Raw genomic sequence first — 16,451 nt, 5'->3', positions numbered from 1 at the left:
CACCGACGAAGTGCCGTCCCGGCGGCCGGAGTCAAGCAGACGCCCCCACCGGCGACAAGAGTTCCCCCTTGATACGGTCGGCGACGATCTTGAGCGGCTACGGGGGAAGGAAACGCCATGCCGGGGACGGGCACGTCGCGTGCGGCGCGGAAACGGACCTGGCTGGTGGTGGCCGCCCTGGTGGCGCTGGTGGCCGCGTCCTCGGTGACGTGGTTCGCCGTCGCCGCCGACCGGGAGCGGGACGAGATCAGGGCCGCCAACCAGGACCAGTTCACCCGGGCCTGCGCGGGCCTGCTCCCCGACGAGCTGCGCTCCTTCATGCCGGACGACGAGCGCGGCGACCTCGACGAGTACGGCACCATGCCGCGCGCCGAGGGCGCGGGCGGGCCCCGGCAGGAGAGCCGCGCCCTGCTCGACTGCACGCTGACGTGGGGCAGCCGCGGCGAGGGCTGGGAGCCGGACGCGCGGACACGGGTGCGAGCCGAGGCCGTCCTGGGCCGCACCGCCCCGCTCCCCGCCGACGGCGGCTTCGAACTGCCGCTGCCCGAGAGCGCGTTGGGCTCTGTGTCCGTCGACGACCGGCTCGACGGCAGCACGGTGACGGCCGCCGTCCTCGCGGACTGCCCGAAGGGCCTGACCGGCCGGGTCCGCCCGTCGCGTGACCTGCTCGTCACGGTGGACCTGCCCTCGCGCGAGGACGAGTACGACGTCCCCGAGTCCGAGCGGCTGCTCGCCTCCCGCACGGCGGCGCGCGTCGCCAACTGGGTCGCGGAGAAGCAGCGTTGTGGGGGCAAGCCGCTGTCCACGGAGCCCGGCCGCGAGCGGACCGGGGCGTCGAAGGTCTGCGACTGGTTCTCCCCCAAGGCGCTGCGCCTCGCACCGGGCCGCTGGTCCTTCGGCGCCAACGCCGCGACGTACAGCAGGCGCACGGGCGCGTGCGGCGGCCAGTGGGACGACACCATGGGCTCGCCGGGGCACCTCGCCATCAAGGCGGCGGACGCGGAGAGCTGGTCGGGTGTGCTCGCGAACGGGGCGTACGACAGCCATCAGGACAGCGGCGACGTCCCCGGCCCCGGCAAGGGCACCGCACGCGACAAGCCCGTGACGATCGGGGAATCCGGCGACGATCCGGAGCTCGCCCTGTGGGCCCGCTCGCGGTGCGATGCGGGCGCGACCTACCACCGCGTGTCGGTGACCCCCGAGATCGACTTCGACCGGGGGATCGACGAGGGCAGGGCCGTCCTCGAACCGAAGGACCGACGACGGCTCTCGGATCGGGCGCGCGCCGTGCTCGACCGCTACCTGGCGGCGCCCGCCGGCTGGCCGCGCCGCTCGCACTGCCGGGACACGAAGGTCATGGGAGAGGTGGCGTCGTGGCGCGACTGACGTGGGAGACGAAGGCGGGGCGCATCGCGCTCTCGTCCTGCGGGGCGCTGGTCGCGCTCGCGCTGGTCGCGGGCGGCTATTACTGGTGGGGCGGCCCGCACGAGCGCCGCGTGGCGCAGCGGGTGCTCGACGAGGCGTGCCGGGGCGTGCTGCCCTCGGACGAGATGCGGGCCGTCCTCGGCGAGGGACCCTACGAGAGCGGTCCCGGCCGGTCGGGGGCGGTCGACACGGACCAGGCCGAGGAAGGCGACGAGAGCGGGATCCGGCGGGTGTCCTGCGCGGTCCGGCGCGACGAGGAGCACGGCGCGGGCCATCCGACGCACGAAGCCTCCGTCGCGGTCACCGTGCGGAGCGTGCCGGAGCGGAAGCCCGCCGACACGGCGGCGGACCGCGTCTCCGAACGCCCGCGCGCCTACGAGCCGTTGCCGCCGCTCCTGACGGACGACCTGCCGCCCGCCGCGCTCGGCCACGGCTGGCGGGGCGTCTTCTCCACCGGCGAGGGCTTCCAGCACCGGTCGGGCGGCATCGCGGCGACCACGTCGGTGCTCCTCGACTGCGCCCGCGACCGCGGCGGGCTGCTCGTCACGGTCGACGTGCGGGAGGAGGACGTCACTCTCGACGACCCGGGGCGGCGCACCACGTACGCACGCGTCGCCACCGCGACGGCCGCGAGGGCCTCGCAGAAGTGGGGTTGCGACGCCCCGCTCGGCAAGCCCCCGCGCACGGTGGCGCTCCCGGTCAACGCCGACGAGGACGTGCCGCTCGCCGACGCGTCGGGGACCTGCCGCGGCCTTCCCGCGCGGGGCTCGCAGGTGTCGCGGGCGTGGGAGGGCGCGCGGTCGGGCGGCCCGGTCGAGGTGTGCGTGCTCGGGGGTGGCGGGAGCGGCACGCCCGGCGCCGGGGGGTTCGCCGACTCCGCCGACGAGGCGCGGCGCTACCAACTCGTCGCGTACTACGGGCCGTACGCCCAGGACGCGCGGGTCGACCAGCAGGTGCGCCACGGCCGCTACTCCGAGGACCCCGTGCCCGGCGACGCTCCCTCGGGACGCCTCGCGGGCGGCGGCCGGTGGACGAGCGCCGCGTGCCGGGACGGCGGCGGGCCCGCGCTGTTCACGGTGCGGCCGAGCGATGCCGCGGACGGGGACGACAAGCGTCATGAGCCGAAGGTCTCGGCGGGCGATGTGGCGTACGAGCGCGCCGCGTTGAAGGAGTTCGCCCGGCGCTCGGCTGCGGCGCACGGCTGTGCGGCGCCGACGAGCGTCGGCTGAGCCGCACATGTCACAGCCCCGCGCCCCTAAAGGGGCGCGGCTTCCCTGCCCGCGATGTGCGGTGGAGGGTCAATCCCCGCCGGGAGCAGTGGGTCCGCCTCCGGCGCGCCCCACGTCGTCCTCAGCGGCAAGTTGCCCGCCCAGATGCCGAGTTCCGCGTCCGGACCCGCCCCGTCGTCCGGCGGTCCGATCGCCGTCTTGACCGACGCCTCCGCGAGGGAGAGCGCGAGCAGGGTCGTCGCGGCGAGTTCCTTGCGGCTGGGGCGGCGGGCGTAGTCCCACTGGCCCGGCGCCGCGTGCTCGGTGAGCAGTCGCAGGCCGCGCAGCTTCTCCTCGGGGTCCGTCACCTGACGCGGGACTCCGTGGATCATCGCGCTGCGATAGTTCACGCCGTGTTCGAACACGGAGCGGGCGAGGATGAGTCCGTCGACGTGGGTGACGGTGACGCAGACGGCCGCGTCGGGGTCCGCGGCGAGACTGCGGCTGGCGACGGAGCCGTGCAGGAAGAGGTCCGTGCCGTCGTGGCCGTAGACGGTGGGGACGACCATCGGGTGTCCCTCGACGACGACACCGAGATGGCAGACGAAGCCCGCGTCGAGTATCGCTTCGAGGTCCGTGCGCGCCAGGCTGCCCTGGTCGCGCAGGCGGCGGTGCCTGGTGCGGTCGGTGACGGGCAGCTCTGCGGGCAGCGGCGACTGCTGAGATCGTTGGTTCACACGGCGCAAGTTACCGATATCGCGTACTGGAAGCCACGGTTCGACGAATTCCGTCAGGAACCACACGTCCGGGCGCTGTTTCCGCAGCCGCTCCTCCACCTGTCCAAGCCGGGTCCGAAGAGTCCAACGACTCCCGGTCGGAAACAATTGTGACCCGGTGCCCGGGCGCGGTCTGATGGAAGGCATGGAGCTTCCCCACCACGAGGACGTGTCCCCCGGTTCCGGCAGCCTCCCGCCCCGCGCGTGGTACGCGGCGTCGGACGCCCCCACCCTCCCCCTCGACGGCACGTGGCGCTTCCGCCTCTCCCCCACCGCCGACGCCGCCGACGAGTCGTTCGCGGCCGACGGCTTCGACGCCCGCGCCTGGGAGGGGATCGCGGTCCCCGGCCACTGGGTGCTCCAGGGCCACGGCACGCCGCACTACACCAACCAGCTCTATCCGTTCCCCGTCGACCCGCCTCGCGTACCGACCGAGAACCCGACCGGCGACCATCTGCGCACCTTCGACCTGCCCGCCGACTGGCCGTCCGACGGCGGAGCGACGCTCCGCTTCGACGGCGTCGAGTCCTGCGCCCGCGTCTGGCTGAACGGCACGCCCCTCGGTGACTTCAAGGGCTCCCGGCTCCCGCACGAATTCGCGGTCGGCCCCTTGCTGCGCCCCGAGGGCAACGTCCTCGCGGTCCGCGTCCACCAGTGGTCGTCCGGCTCGTACCTGGAGGACCAGGACCAGTGGTGGCTGCCCGGCATCTTCCGCGGGGTGACGCTGCTGCACCGGCCGGAGGGCTGCGCGGGCGACTACTTCGTGCACGCGTCGTACGACCATCGCGCGGGGACCGGCACGCTGCGGGTCGACTCGGACGTCCCAGGGCGCGTCACCGTACCGGAGTTGGGCGTCGACGCCGCGACGGGCGAGACGGTCGCCGTGCCGGTGCGGCCGTGGACCGCCGAGACGCCCCGGCTGTACGACGCGGTGCTCGCCACGTCCGGCGAGCGGGTCCCGCTGCGCGTCGGCTTCCGCACGGTCGCCGTCGAGGACGGCGTCATCAAGGTCAACGGCCGCCGGATCCTCTTCCGGGGCGTGAACCGCCACGAGTTCCACCCGGACACGGGCCGCGCCGTCGACCTCCACACGATGCGCACGGACCTGCTCCTGATGAAGCGTCACAACATCAACGCCGTCCGCACCAGCCACTACCCGCCCCACCCCGCCTTCCTCGACCTCTGCAACGAGCTCGGCCTGTGGGTCATCGACGAGTGCGACCTGGAGACGCACGGCTTCACCGTGCAGCAGTGGCGCGGCAATCCGGCCGACGACGACCGCTGGACGCCCGCGCTCCTGGACCGCGCGGCCCGCACGGTCGAGCGCGACAAGAACCACGCCTCCGTGATCGTCTGGTCGCTCGGCAACGAATGCGGCACGGGGCGCGGCCTGACCGCCATGGCCGAGTGGATCCGCGCCCGCGACCCCGACCGCCTCGTCCACTACGAGGGCGACAGGTCCTGCGCGGACACCGACCTCTACTCGCGGATGTACGCCGACCACGCCGAGGTCGAGCGGATCGGCCGGGGCACCGACGCAGGAGGACCCGACTCCCGGCGTCAACTCCCCTTCATCCTCTGCGAGTACGCGCACGCGATGGGCAACGGCCCCGGCGGACTCGGCGAGTACCAGCGCCTCTTCGAGACGTACGCGCACCTCCAGGGCGGCTTCGTCTGGGAGTGGATCGACCACGGGCTGACCCATCCGGCGTACGACTACGCGTACGGCGGCGACTTCGGCGAGCAGCCCCACGACGGGAACTTCGTCTGCGACGGACTGCTCTTCCCCGACCGGACGCCGTCCCCCGGCCTGATCGAGTACAAGAAGGTCATCGAGCCGGTCCGCATCGAGGGCGAAGGCCGCGAAGGCACGCTGCGGATCACCAACCTGCACGACTTCGCCGACCTCTCCCACCTGGCCTTCACCTGGTCGTACGAGGTGGCGGGCGAGGGCGTCGCCGACGGCGTGCTGCCCGTGCCCGCCACCGGGCCCGGCGAGCACGCCGAGGTGAAGCTGCCGCCCGCGCCGACGCGCGGCAGCGGCGCGGAGACCCAGTGGACGGTGCGCGCGGTACTCGCCGACGACACGCCCTGGGCGCAGCGCGGCCATGTGGTGGCGTGGGCCCAACTGCCCGTGGAGACCGGCACGGTCCTGCCCGTGCCGGGCGGCACGCCCCCGGTACGGGACGGCGGCCGGATCACGCTCGGCCCCGCGTCCTTCGACGCCCACGGAACCCTGCTCTCCCTTGGCGACCTGCCGATCCGCGACCTGCGCCTGGACGTGTGGCGCGCCCCCACCGACAACGACAACGGCATGCCCTGGCGCCCCGAGCCCTCACTGGCGACGCGGTGGCGCAAGGTCGGCCTCGATCGCATGCGACACCGCCTGGACGCGGTCGAGTTGGGGGACGGGTCCCTGACCGTACGCACCCGGGTCGCGCCCGCGGCGAGCGATCTGGGCCTCAGCACGGAGTACCGCTGGCAGTCCGACGGAAGCCGACTCCTGCTGACGGTGCGCGTGACGCCCGAGGGCGAGTGGCCGGTGCCGCTCCCCCGGCTCGGCATCCGCTTCGGACTGCCGGGCGCGCACGGCCGGGTCAGGTGGTTCGGCGGCGGCCCCGGCGAGGCGTATCCCGACACCCGGGCCGCCTCCCTGCTGGGCGTCTGGGAGTCGGACGTCGCCGCCCTGCAAACCCCTTACGTACGCCCGCAGGAGAACGGCGCACGGCCCGACATCCGCTGGGCGGAACTCGGCGGCCTGCGCATCGACACCGACCACGCGCCCTGGCTCACCGCGCGCCCCTGGACCACGGAACAGCTGGACGCCGCCGCCCACCGCCCCGACCTCACCCCCGGCGACACGCTCTGGGTCAACCTCGACGTCGGCCAGCACGGCATCGGCACCCAGTCGTGCGGCCCCGGCGTCCTGCCACCGTACGAACTCCACGCGGCGCCCTCGTCGTTGAGCTGCGTCTTCTCGCTCACGACGCCGTGACATCCACCGTCACGGAACGTCTCCCAGGAGCCCGGGCGGTCTCCGTCACGCGGCGGAACCGGGCCCGAGCCGCTCCCGCAGGAACCCCACCACCCGCTCGCGCGCCGCGAGGGCGGGATGGCCCGGGGTCTCGCGGAGTTCGGCGGTGAGGACGGAGTGCGCGTTCTTGCCGAAGCCCGCCTCGTTGCCCGGTGCCGAGTCCAGTTCGATCACCTCGAACGCGTCGCCCAGGTGACGTCGGAGCGTGGCGAAGCGCTCGACCGGGACCGCTCGGTCGCGGGTGAAGCGGAGGCCGAGGGCGCACAGGCCCTCGTTCCTCGCGCGGGCCACGACCGTGTCGAACTCGGCGCGGGACAGGCCCGGGTCGACGCGGCGGGCCGGGGTGACGGGGAAGGGGAGCGAGGGCTGGCTCAGCACCGGGGCGACGACGGCGTCGTCCACGGCGGCGGCGAGCGCGAAGCCGCCCGTGAAGCACATGCCGATGACGCCGACGCCGGGTCCCGGCGTGCGGGACGCGAGGTCGCGGGCGAGGGCGCGGAGGTAGTCGGCGAAGGGGCGGCGCGCGTTCGTGGCGAAGGCGCGGAACTCGGCGGCGACGCAGAGCCTGGCCATCACCCCGAGCACGTATCCGACGGAAACCGGACGGCCGGGCTCGCCGAACGGGGACGGGATCGAGACGGTGAATCCCCGTTCCACCAGATGGTCGCCGAGGGCAAGGACTTCGGGGGTGGCTCCCGGAATTTCGGGAACCAGGACGACGCCCGGACCTGTCCCTTTCTCATAGACATCATGGGTGAACCCGGCTCCGGTGAACGGAGCCCTGCTCCAGCCGGCGAGGTCCGACGTCGGATGTGAACCGGGCACCGGGCTCACTCCCTTTCGTCACACATGTCTGATGGGTAAGTGGAGTTCATGCATACAGCACACGTGCGCGGAAGCACAGACCCCACAGGGCCGCCCGTGCCGCCCGACCCGCCGCCCGAGCCACCGCCCGGGCGGATCGTGGCGTGGCTCGGCAGATTCGGGCCCCTGGCCGTGGCGTACGCCGTCTTCCAGGCCCTGGTGGGCCTGCTGCCCGAGAGCCTGTTCGGGGACGCGGCACGCTACTCGCTCGCCGTGGTCAGCGGCGTCGGCACGGGCGCCTGCGCCTGGCTGGCGGGCGCGCTGCTCCGGGCCAGGTCCGCGGCGCGGGGACAGGGACCGGAGGACGGCGAAGGGGGCGAGGACGGGGGCGGGTCGGGTGACGGGGACGGTGACGGTCTCGACGGGGTGCCCTCGCCGCGCGGGCCCCGGACGGCCGCCGCTCCTTCCGCCGCCGCTGCCGCGCCCGGACCAGGCCGGCCCGGCCCGCTGCCCGGCCTCTCCGCCGCTTCGTACGCCACGCTCGCCGACCGCCTCACCGTCTTCGACGACCCGCTGCGCGGCCGCCTGACCGGCTGGCCGCACGACCTCGACGAGCAGCCGACGCCGATCCGCCCGACCGCGACCGGCACCGCGTACGGACTGCACATCGCCCTCGAACTCGGGGCGCCCGACGGCCGGTTGCGCGCCTCGGAGCTGGTGGAGACGCTGTGGCGGCTGCGGCTTCCCGAGGGCGGCTGGGCCGCGCGCTCCCAGGGCGTGGTGGGCCGCCCCGAGGTGACCGCCCTCGTGCTCGGCGCGCTCGCGCGGGCCGGTGCCGACCCGCAGCGCCTGGCCGCGGAGGCGGAGCGGTGCACCGCGCGCTTCAGCCGCGAACTGGAGCCCGCGGGCGTGGAGATGACCCACGTCGTCACCACGGTGCTGCGCGGTCTGCTGCGGGCCGCGCCCGAATCACCCGCCCTGCCGATCCTGCGGGACGCCCTCGTCGACGGCGCCGTCACCGACCCGGCGCGCGGCCACCGGCGCTGCTGGGGCGCCCGCCTCACGCCGCTGCGCGGCCGTGCGGTCACGCCGTCGTCCGTGCACACCGCGCAGGCCGTCGTCGCCCTCGACCGGGCCGCGCGCCTCTTCGGCGAGGACGCGAACGCCCGCGCGAGCCGCGAGGAGGGCGTGCGCTGGCTGCTCTCCTGCCCCGGTCCCGCGCACGACGGCTGCGAGGACCTGGAGAGCAGCCACGACACGGTGCGTCGCCCGCACCCGGTCGACGCCTCGCGCCACGAGGTGCTCTCCGTACGGCACTTCGCCTCGGCCTGGGTGATGCGGGCGCTGCTCACCCCCGGCGCCGTGGCGACCGCGGCGGACGAAGGGCAGGAGGCGGCCTGGCAGGAGCTGCTCTCGGGCGCGGCCGCCTCGGTCTGGCGCCGGCAGGAGGGCGGGATCTGGTCGTGGGACGGGGGCGATCTCGCCTACCCGATGTGGATGACCTATCAGGGACTTTCGGCGCTGCGGGCACATGCCGTATGGATGTATCAGCCGGGTACCTGAACCCCGGGCTCGGCGCGGTCGCGCGGGGACGAGGGGGAGAGTGCATTGGGTGGTCGGCACGTCCACGGCGCGAGGCGGCTCCTCGAAGGGGCCCTGGACGGGCCGTCCGACGTCCAGGAGGGCCCCGACGAGGAGGAGCTCGTACGGGCCGCGCGCGGTGTCGTCGCCGAACTGGGCGCGCCCGAACGGCTGTTGCCGCTGGTGCGGGAGCTGGCGGAGGGCGTGGGCGACCCCTCGGGGTGCGCGCTGCTCTCGTACCGCCACGTCCTCGGCTTCGACAAGCTGCTCCTGATCGACGGCGGCCCCCGGCACATGCTGCGCGCCCACGTGTGGCATCCGGGCTCGGGGGCGCGCGAGGACATCCACAACCACCGTTCGCCGCTGGCCTCTTGTGTGGTGCGGGGCGCGCTCGGCATGGAGCTCTACGAACCCGCGTCGGCGGGCGGCGGCATCGCGGCGTCCTGGTACCGGGAGTCCCTGTCGGGCGAGGAGGGCGACTGGCACCTCGAACCCGCGGGCCGGGCGCGGCTGCGGCTCACGCAGACGGCCGAGTACGCGGCGGGCAGCGGCTACGCGCTGCCGTCGTACGCCCTGCACCGCGCGTGGTGCGCGTCGACGGAGCCGACGGTCACGCTGTTCCTGGAGACGGGTGCGGGCCGACGGCAGTACACGGACGTGTTCACCGGCTCGGACACGCACGCCGCGGAGGTCACGAAGAAGCCCCTCGGGGTGCGGGACTATCTGGCCGAACTGACCGCGCTCGCCGACCTGATCGGTCTCGGTCGAACGCCTGGCGGCCTCAGCTGAACGCCTGGCGGACGATCTCGCGGTTGTAGTCGTCGATCTCCACCGTGCCGAGCTCGGCGGGGGTCAGCCAGCGGTGGTCCTGATCGGCGAGGGGCAATACCACGTCGAAGGTGAGCGGCCTGATCAGGAAGTTGTCCTGCCAGTTCTTCACCTCGTGCCCGCGGTAGGTGCTGACGAAGGACGATTCGCCGACCTTGCGCAGCACCTGGCCGAGCAGTCCGGTCTCCTCCTTCAGCTCGCGCAGGACGCCGTCGCGCGGACTCTCGTCCGGCTCCAGCTTTCCGCACGGCACGCCCCACACCCGGGGCAGGAACCGCTCACTGGCGCTGCGCCGCACGAGCAGCACGCGGCCGCGGTGCGTCACGACAGCGGCCGCCAACCGGTTGTCACCGGGATAGTCCATGCCTTCCAACGTAGCGGGGATTCAGGGAGGGTGACAGTCAGGCGGGGGGCTCCGGCGCCTTCGGGTCGCGTTCTGCCTGGTGGGGCCGGAGCGGAGGGTAGACGTCCGTCAACGGACGGCGTAGACCGTCACTCGTACGCGCCGACGGACCCGCCCGTTCCGCCCCGTCCGCGGTGTCCGTTTCCTTCAAGACCGGGTGCCGCGCCGCTGCCTACGCTGCGACCATGAACAGCACACCGCCACCCACACCCACGCCTCGCTTCGACCTGATCGGCATCGTCACCTCCGATCTGGCCGCGTCGCTGGCCTTCTACCGCAGGCTCGGTCTGGAGTTCCCGCCGGGCGCCGAGGACCAGCCGCACGTGGAGACCGCTCTCCCCGGCGGCCTGCGCCTCGCCTTCGACACCGAGGCCACCGTCAGCTCCTTCATGGCGGACTGGACGCCGCCCACCGGCGCGGGCCGGATCGGGCTCGCCTTTCACTGCGACACGGCCGCCGGGGTCGACGCGGTCCACACCGCGCTGGTGGACGCCGGACACAAGAGCGAGCTGGCCCCGTGGGACGCGCCCTGGGGCCAGCGGTACGCCGTCGTGCTCGACCCGGACGGGAACGGCGTCGACCTCTTCGCCCCGCTAGCTCCCGGAGCCCCCGGAGCCCCCGGAGCCCCCGCCGAGTAGCGCGGTCAGCGGCAGCCCGGTCAGCTCCTTGACGTCGCGGGCGAGATGGGCCTGGTCGGCGAAGCCCGCGGCGGCGGCCGTGGCCGCGTACGGCGTGCCCGCGCGGGCGAGCGCGAGCGCCCGCTGCAACCGCAGGACGCGACCGAGCGTCTTGGGCCCGTAGCCGAAGGCGGGCAGTGAACGCCGGTGCAGCAGCCGGGCGTTGACGCCCGCGGCGGCCGCGGTCGCGGCGACCGAGCGGCCCGCCGCGAGGGATCTGACGACGTGCGCGATGAGCGGGTCGGGCGCCTGCACGCCCGAAGCACGCTCGGCGGCGAGCGACTCCAGGGCGGCCATCGGGTCGGGCGCGGCGTCCACCCGCTCGACCAGCCGCCGCGCCTCGGCGCCGGTCCACAGGTCGGCGAGCTCCACGCGCCGGTCGCGCAGCTCGTCGGCGGGCACGCCGAGGAAGGCGGGCGCGGTGCCGGGGTAGAAACGGACGCCCACGTACCGCCCCGATGCGCCGCCGGGATCGTACGCATGGGTGTCCGGACCCGCGACGAACAGCCTGCCCTCGGTCCACAGGAGGTCCATGCAGCCGTCCGGCAGCACGGGTCGGGCGTCGACCGGGCCGTCCGTCGCCAGCCGGGTCCACACGACCGCGCCGGGCAGCAGGGGTGAAGGCCGCTCCCGGTAGGCCACGGCGTCACCGGACGCGCTCTCCTCGGTCACGGTCAAAAGGCTACGCCGCGCGCGTGCGATGCTCCTGCGGGCTGACGCCGTAGACCCGTTTGAAGGCGCTGGACAGGGCGAACGAACTGCCGTAACCGACCCTGCGGGCTATCGAGCCGATCGTCAGCTCGCTGTCGCGCAGCAGGTCGGCGGCGAGCGCGAGCCGCCAGTTCGTCAGGTACGTCATCGGGGGCTCCCCCACGAGGTCCGCGAACCTGCGGGCCAGCGCGGCCCGCGAGACGCCCGACTTCGCGGCGAGGCCGGCGATGGTCCAGGGGTGCGCGGGGTCGTCCTGGAGCAGGCGCAGGGCGTGGCCGACGACCGGGTCGCCCATCGCCCGGTACCAGGCGGGGGCGGCCGCCTCGGGGCGGGAGAACCACGCGCGCAGCGCGGCGATGAGCAGCAGGTCGAGCAGGCGGTCGAGCACGACCTCCTGGCCCGGCTCGTCCCTGTTCATCTCGTCGGCGAGCAGCGGGGTCAGCGGGCAGTCCCACACCCGCGTGGGCAGCACGAGCAGCGCGGGCAGCGCGTCGAGCAGTCGGCCCGTGAGCTCGCCCTGCATCTGGTAGGTGCCGATCAGCATCTCCACGGAACTGCCGGTCGACTCGCCCCAGGCGCGCACGCCGAGCTCCTGGTACCTGGCCACCGGCGCGCCGTCCAGCGGTACGCAGCGCTGGCCCGGCCGGACCTCGGCGAACGGGGCGGTGCCCACGTCGTCGGCGCAGGTGTAGTGGTCGGGCCCGCGCGCGATGGCGAGGTCGCCGGGGCCGATGAGCTGGGGCCGGGTGCCGTCCTCGGGGACGATCCAGGCGCTGCCGCGCACCATGATCATGACCGACAGGGGCGCCTCGTCCGCGATGCGGACGGACCAGGGCGGCTCGAAGAGCGCGCGGATCATGAAGGCTCCCCGCGCGCGGGGGCCCTCCAGGAGTCCTGCGAGTACGTCCATGACGGCAGCGTAGACGCACGCACATGCCCCTGAGCTCCTCGGCGATGGCTCCCGTGCTCGCCCGGCAGTTCACTGAAGTCATGACAACGAACGCAGTGAACATGACGGTGTTGGTGACGGGCGCGACCGGCCGGGTGGGCCGCAGGGTCGTGGAATCAGCCGAGGCGGCCGGGCTCACGGTGCGGGCGGCCTCGCGCTCCGGCGCGGTGCGGTTCGACTGGGCGGACAGGTCGACCTGGGCGGACGCCCTGCGGGGCGCGGACGCGGCGCACATCGCCTACCTGCCGGACGTCGGCGCCCCCGGCGCGGCCGAAACGGTCGGCGCCTTCGCGCGGCAGGCGGTCGAACTCGGCGTACGGCGCCTCACCCTGCTCTCGGCGCGCGGCGAGCACCAGGCACACGCCACGGAGCAGGCGGTACGGGACGCGGGCGCCGAGTGGACCGTGGTGCGGGCCAGCTGGTTCGCCCAGAACCTCAGCGAGGGGCCGTTCCTGGAGGGGATGCTGGACGGCGAACTCGTCTTCCCCGGCGGTGAGGTGCTCGAACCGTTCATCGACGCTCGGGACATCGCGGACGTGGTGGTCGCGGCGCTGACCGGCGGCGACCGCCTCACAGGCCGCACCCTCGACCTCACGGGCCCCCGCCTCCTCACCTTCCGGCAGGCCGTCGCGGAGGTCTCCAAGGCGGCGGGCAGGGACATCGCGTACCTCCCGGTGACCGCCCGCGAATACGGGGCCGCGCTCGCCGAGTTCGGCATCCCTGCCGAGGAGGTGGAGTTCCTGATCGAACTGTTCGAGACGAACCTCGACGGGCGCAACGCGAAGCTCTCCGACGGGGTGCGGGAGGTACTCGGCCGCGAGCCGAGGGACTTCGCCGACTTCGCCCGTGAGTGCGCCGAGGAGGGCGTTTTCAACCCTGCCACCGCATGAGGGGGCAATGTCAGCCCCTCCGGCGTTTGAGGAGCGGGGTCCGGGGCGGAGCCCCGAGACCTCACTCCGGAGGGGTCTCACCATTCGCATGACGCTTGGCGTGTGTCCGTAGCCGCGAGGTCACGTCGTCCGGCGGCAGGAACCGCGACCAGCGTTCGGGGAATTCGGACGGCATCTCGGGGTCGTCCGGATCGTCCGGATCCGCCGGCACCTCGCGGGCGGCGGCCGCGCGGGCGACCACCTCGGCGGCCTGCGCGGTCCTTATGCGGTCGTTCGCCGCGCGCGCCGCCGCCGTCGCGACGGACGGCCAGACCCGGTCGATCGCCGCGTTCACCGCGGCGCCGACCAGGACGGCGAACGCCGATACGCCGATCCAGAGCAGGACGGCGACCGGCGCGGCGAGCGAACCGTAGATGGTGGGGCCCTCCACCGTGCTGGTCAGGTAGATGCGCAGCAGGAAGCTGCCGAGCACCCACATGGCGAGCGCGATGAGGGCGCCCGGCATGTCCTCGACCCACGGCGAACGCACCGGCACGGACACGTGGTAGAGCGTGGTCAGGAAGACCACGGAGAGGATCACGACGACCGGCCAGTACAGGATCTGGACGACCGTCGTGGACCCCGGAAGCAGCTTCACCACCGCGTCGGGCCCCGCCACCATCAGCGGCAGCGCCACCGAACCGATCAGGAGCGCCACCAGGAACAGGCCGAAGGCGAGGATGCGGGTCTTGACGATGCCGCGGACCCCGTCCAGGCCGTACATCACGGTGATGGTGTCGATGAAGACGTTCACGGCGCGCGAGCCCGACCACAGCGCGAAGAGGAAGCCGATGGAGATGATGTCGGGCCTGCTGACCCGCATCACGTCCTCCAGTATCGGCTGCGCGATCTGGCTGACGCCCCGGTCGGAGAGGACCGTGCGGGACGCCTCCAGGATGTTGTTCTCGACGCTGGCGATCGTGTTGGCGCCGGTCCACCGGTCCACGTAGGCGAGCAGGCCGATGAGGCTCAGGAGCAGCGGCGGCACGGAGAGCAGCGTGAAGAACGCCGCCTCGGCCGCGAGCCCCAGGATGCGGTACTCCATGCAAGAGTTGACGGTGTCCTTGAGCAGCAGCCAGGCGGTCCTGCGCTTGGAGACGTTGCTGTAGAGAGCGCGGGCCCGGTTCCAGCGTCCCGAAGGGCGCCCGGGTGTTTCTTTTGCCTGGTGCACCTCCTTACCGTAGCGGCATGGCAGCCACCACCCACACAGTGACCAACCAGGCTCCGCCCCTGGTGGGATATGACGTATTCACGTCCGACCGGGCCCTCGTGGAGGGCGTCGAGCGGCACCTGGATCCGGCGCTCCTGGATTCCGCTCACGAGGAACTCTCCTTGCTCGGCCGCACCGCGGGATCCGCCCAGGCGCAGCACTGGGGGGTGCAGGCCAATGAGAATCCGCCCGTTCTGCACACGCATGACCGGTACGGGAACCGGATCGACGAGGTCGAGTTCCACCCGGCGTGGCACCGGCTGCTCGGCAAGGCCGTCGCCTCGGGGCTGACCGGTGCCTGGTCGCGTCCCGGCGGGCACGTGCGGCGGGCCGCGGGGTTCCTGGTGTGGACCCAGGCCGAGGGTGGGCACGGATGTCCGATTTCGATGACGCACGCCGCGGTGCCCGCGCTGCGCGCCGATCCCGCGCTCGCCGCCGAGTGGGAGCCCCGGCTCACCTCCGCCGTGTACGACGAGGGGCTGCGTCCCGCGTCGCAGAAGGCCGGTGTCCTCTTCGGGATGGGCATGACGGAGAAGCAGGGCGGCAGCGACGTACGGGCCAACACCACGCGGGCGCGCGCGCTCGCGGAGGAGGGGACGTACGAACTCACCGGGCACAAGTGGTTCTGCTCGGCGCCGATGTCGGACGGCTTCCTGGTGCTCGCGCAGGCCGAGCAGGGTCTCACCTGCTTCCTGGTGCCGCGTGTCCTGGAGGACGACTCGCGCAACGCCTTCGCCATCCAGCGGCTCAAGGACAAGCTGGGCAACAAGTCCAACGCGTCGAGCGAGGTGGAGTTCGACGGGACCTGGGCGCGCCGGGTCGGCGACGAGGGGCGCGGGGTGCGCACCATCATCGAGATGGTCGCGGCGACCCGGCTCGACTGCGTGATCGGTTCGGCGGCGCTGATGCGGCAGGCGGTGGCGCAGGCGACGCACCACGCCACCTACCGCGAGGCGTTCGGCGGCAGGCTCGTCGACAAGCCGCTGATGCGCAACGTGCTGGCCGATCTGGCCCTGGAGTCGGAGGCGGCGACGACGCTCGCGATGCGGCTCGCCTCGGCGTACGACGACGGCGGCGAGCAGGAGCAGGCGTTCCTGCGGCTCGCGGTGCCCGCCGCCAAGTACTGGGTGACCAAGCGGTGTACGCCGATGGTCGGCGAGGCCCTGGAGTGCCTGGGCGGCAACGGCTACGTCGAGGAGTCGGGCATGCCGCGGCTGCTGCGCGAGGCGCCGCTCAACTCCATCTGGGAGGGCTCGGGGAACGTCCAGGCCCTTGACGTCCTGCGGGCGCTGCAACGCGAGCCCGAGGCGCTCAACGCGTTCCTCCAGGAGGTGGGCGCGGCGCGCGGCGCCGACCACCGGCTGGACGGCGCGATCAAGGGCCTGCTCACCGAACTGGCCGACCTGGAGGGCATCGAGGCCAGGGCGCGGCGCCTGGTGGAACGGATGGCGCTGGTGCTCCAGGGCTCGCTGCTCGTGCGGTACGCGCCCCCGGAGGTGGCCGACGCGTTCTGCGCCTCGCGGCTCGGCGGGGACTGGGGCGCGGCGTTCGGCACGCTGCCGCACAGTCTGGATCTGGCCTCGGTGGTGGAGCGGGCGACCCCTCGGCTCTAGAGCGGGGATCAGTTCCAGCCGGATGCGAAGCTGACACGGGGGTGGTGCTGCGCCGACACGGCACCACCCCCGCCTTTCAGGCCCCTTGAGGAGCGTGAACGCCGCACGGGCGGCGTGGGGTACAGATTCCGGCCCCACACGGCTGTTCGCCAGGGTTGCATGAGGTTGCAACTCGTCGGGGCGGCCGCATGATTCATCGTCCGGGGCGGCGCCCCGCGCTGCCCCAAGGGGCACGATGAGGGGCAACCCGCACGCTTTGTTCTGACCGGAAAGGACCCTGTGGTGACGAACGCGACCTCGACG

Annotated in this window: 14 protein-coding genes; 8 read left to right on the top strand and 6 right to left on the bottom strand. The window is 73.4% G+C overall.

Translation table 11 applies throughout. The features are described from left to right. Positions 1–117 precede the first annotated feature (117 nt). Positions 118–1,386, top strand: coding sequence for a hypothetical protein (locus KY5_RS32300; protein ID WP_098245523.1), 1,269 nt, complete (start codon positions 118–120; stop codon positions 1,384–1,386). Further along, positions 1,374–2,654, top strand: a complete 1,281-nt coding sequence (locus KY5_RS32295; RefSeq protein WP_234362962.1) for a hypothetical protein — start codon at positions 1,374–1,376, stop codon at positions 2,652–2,654. The genes KY5_RS32300 and KY5_RS32295 overlap by 13 nt, the downstream gene beginning before the upstream one ends. Positions 2,655–2,680: 26 nt before the next feature. Here the strand turns inward: KY5_RS32295 and KY5_RS32290 are convergent, their stop codons facing one another. Next, positions 2,681–3,370, bottom strand: a complete 690-nt coding sequence (locus KY5_RS32290; RefSeq protein WP_234362961.1) for a pyridoxamine 5'-phosphate oxidase family protein — start codon at positions 3,368–3,370, stop codon at positions 2,681–2,683. A gap of 184 nt (positions 3,371–3,554) precedes the next feature. Between KY5_RS32290 and KY5_RS32285 the strand changes: the two genes are divergently transcribed. Further along, positions 3,555–6,404, top strand: a complete 2,850-nt coding sequence (locus KY5_RS32285) for a glycoside hydrolase family 2 TIM barrel-domain containing protein (protein WP_098245521.1) — start codon at positions 3,555–3,557, stop codon at positions 6,402–6,404. A 45-nt stretch (positions 6,405–6,449) separates the two neighbouring features. Here the strand turns inward: KY5_RS32285 and KY5_RS32280 are convergent, their stop codons facing one another. Beyond that, complete coding sequence (locus tag KY5_RS32280) at positions 6,450–7,268, bottom strand: dienelactone hydrolase family protein (RefSeq protein WP_098245520.1); 819 nt, start codon at positions 7,266–7,268, stop codon at positions 6,450–6,452. Positions 7,269–7,331: 63 nt separating this feature from the next. Here KY5_RS32280 and KY5_RS32275 point away from each other — a divergent pair, with 63 nt between their 5' ends. Together KY5_RS32275 and KY5_RS32270 are read left to right on the top strand one after the other, a co-directional pair. Beyond that, the gene (locus tag KY5_RS32275; RefSeq protein WP_234362960.1) at positions 7,332–8,810 is read left to right on the top strand and encodes a hypothetical protein; all 1,479 of its coding nucleotides are present in this window, start codon (positions 7,332–7,334) and stop codon (positions 8,808–8,810) included. A gap of 45 nt (positions 8,811–8,855) precedes the next feature. Beyond that, on the top strand, positions 8,856–9,617 hold the full coding sequence (locus tag KY5_RS32270) for a hypothetical protein (protein ID WP_098245519.1): 762 nt from the start codon (positions 8,856–8,858) through the stop codon (positions 9,615–9,617). Here the strand turns inward: KY5_RS32270 and KY5_RS32265 are convergent. Further along, positions 9,610–10,020 (bottom strand): NUDIX hydrolase, encoded by a 411-nt coding sequence (locus tag KY5_RS32265; protein WP_098245518.1) that lies wholly within the window; start codon positions 10,018–10,020, stop codon positions 9,610–9,612. The genes KY5_RS32270 and KY5_RS32265 overlap by 8 nt on opposite strands. A 224-nt stretch (positions 10,021–10,244) precedes the next feature. Here KY5_RS32265 and KY5_RS32260 point away from each other — a divergent pair, with 224 nt between their 5' ends. Further along, the gene (locus KY5_RS32260; RefSeq protein ID WP_098245517.1) at positions 10,245–10,697 is read left to right on the top strand and encodes a VOC family protein; all 453 of its coding nucleotides are present in this window, start codon (positions 10,245–10,247) and stop codon (positions 10,695–10,697) included. On the opposite strand, the gene KY5_RS32255 is transcribed toward KY5_RS32260, so the two are convergent. Together KY5_RS32255 and KY5_RS32250 are read right to left on the bottom strand one after the other, a co-directional pair. Next, the gene (locus KY5_RS32255; protein ID WP_098247600.1) at positions 10,653–11,408 is read right to left on the bottom strand and encodes a DUF6597 domain-containing transcriptional factor; all 756 of its coding nucleotides are present in this window, start codon (positions 11,406–11,408) and stop codon (positions 10,653–10,655) included. The two genes, KY5_RS32260 and KY5_RS32255, sit on opposite strands and share 45 nt — an antisense overlap. A 10-nt stretch (positions 11,409–11,418) precedes the next feature. Further along, complete coding sequence (locus KY5_RS32250) at positions 11,419–12,357, bottom strand: AraC family transcriptional regulator (protein WP_098245516.1); 939 nt, start codon at positions 12,355–12,357, stop codon at positions 11,419–11,421. A gap of 80 nt (positions 12,358–12,437) precedes the next feature. Between KY5_RS32250 and KY5_RS32245 the strand changes: the two genes are divergently transcribed. Then, positions 12,438–13,286, top strand: a complete 849-nt coding sequence (locus KY5_RS32245) for an NAD(P)H-binding protein (protein ID WP_098247599.1) — start codon at positions 12,438–12,440, stop codon at positions 13,284–13,286. A gap of 61 nt (positions 13,287–13,347) precedes the next feature. Here KY5_RS32245 and KY5_RS32240 read toward each other — a convergent pair whose 3' ends face one another. Then, on the bottom strand, positions 13,348–14,496 hold the full coding sequence (locus tag KY5_RS32240) for a YihY/virulence factor BrkB family protein (protein WP_098245515.1): 1,149 nt from the start codon (positions 14,494–14,496) through the stop codon (positions 13,348–13,350). Positions 14,497–14,513: 17 nt separating this feature from the next. Here KY5_RS32240 and KY5_RS32235 point away from each other — a divergent pair, with 17 nt between their 5' ends. Next, a complete protein-coding gene (locus tag KY5_RS32235) occupies positions 14,514–16,148 on the top strand; it encodes an acyl-CoA dehydrogenase family protein (RefSeq protein ID WP_098245514.1) in 1,635 nt (544 codons plus the stop codon). Positions 16,149–16,451 lie beyond the last annotated feature (303 nt).

The organism is Streptomyces formicae (assembly GCF_002556545.1).
GTDB classification, from domain to species: Bacteria; Actinomycetota; Actinomycetes; order Streptomycetales; family Streptomycetaceae; genus Streptomyces; species Streptomyces formicae_A.
The sequence above is the reverse complement of the archived record's forward strand: the minus strand, read 5'-3'. Positions and strand labels throughout refer to the sequence as shown.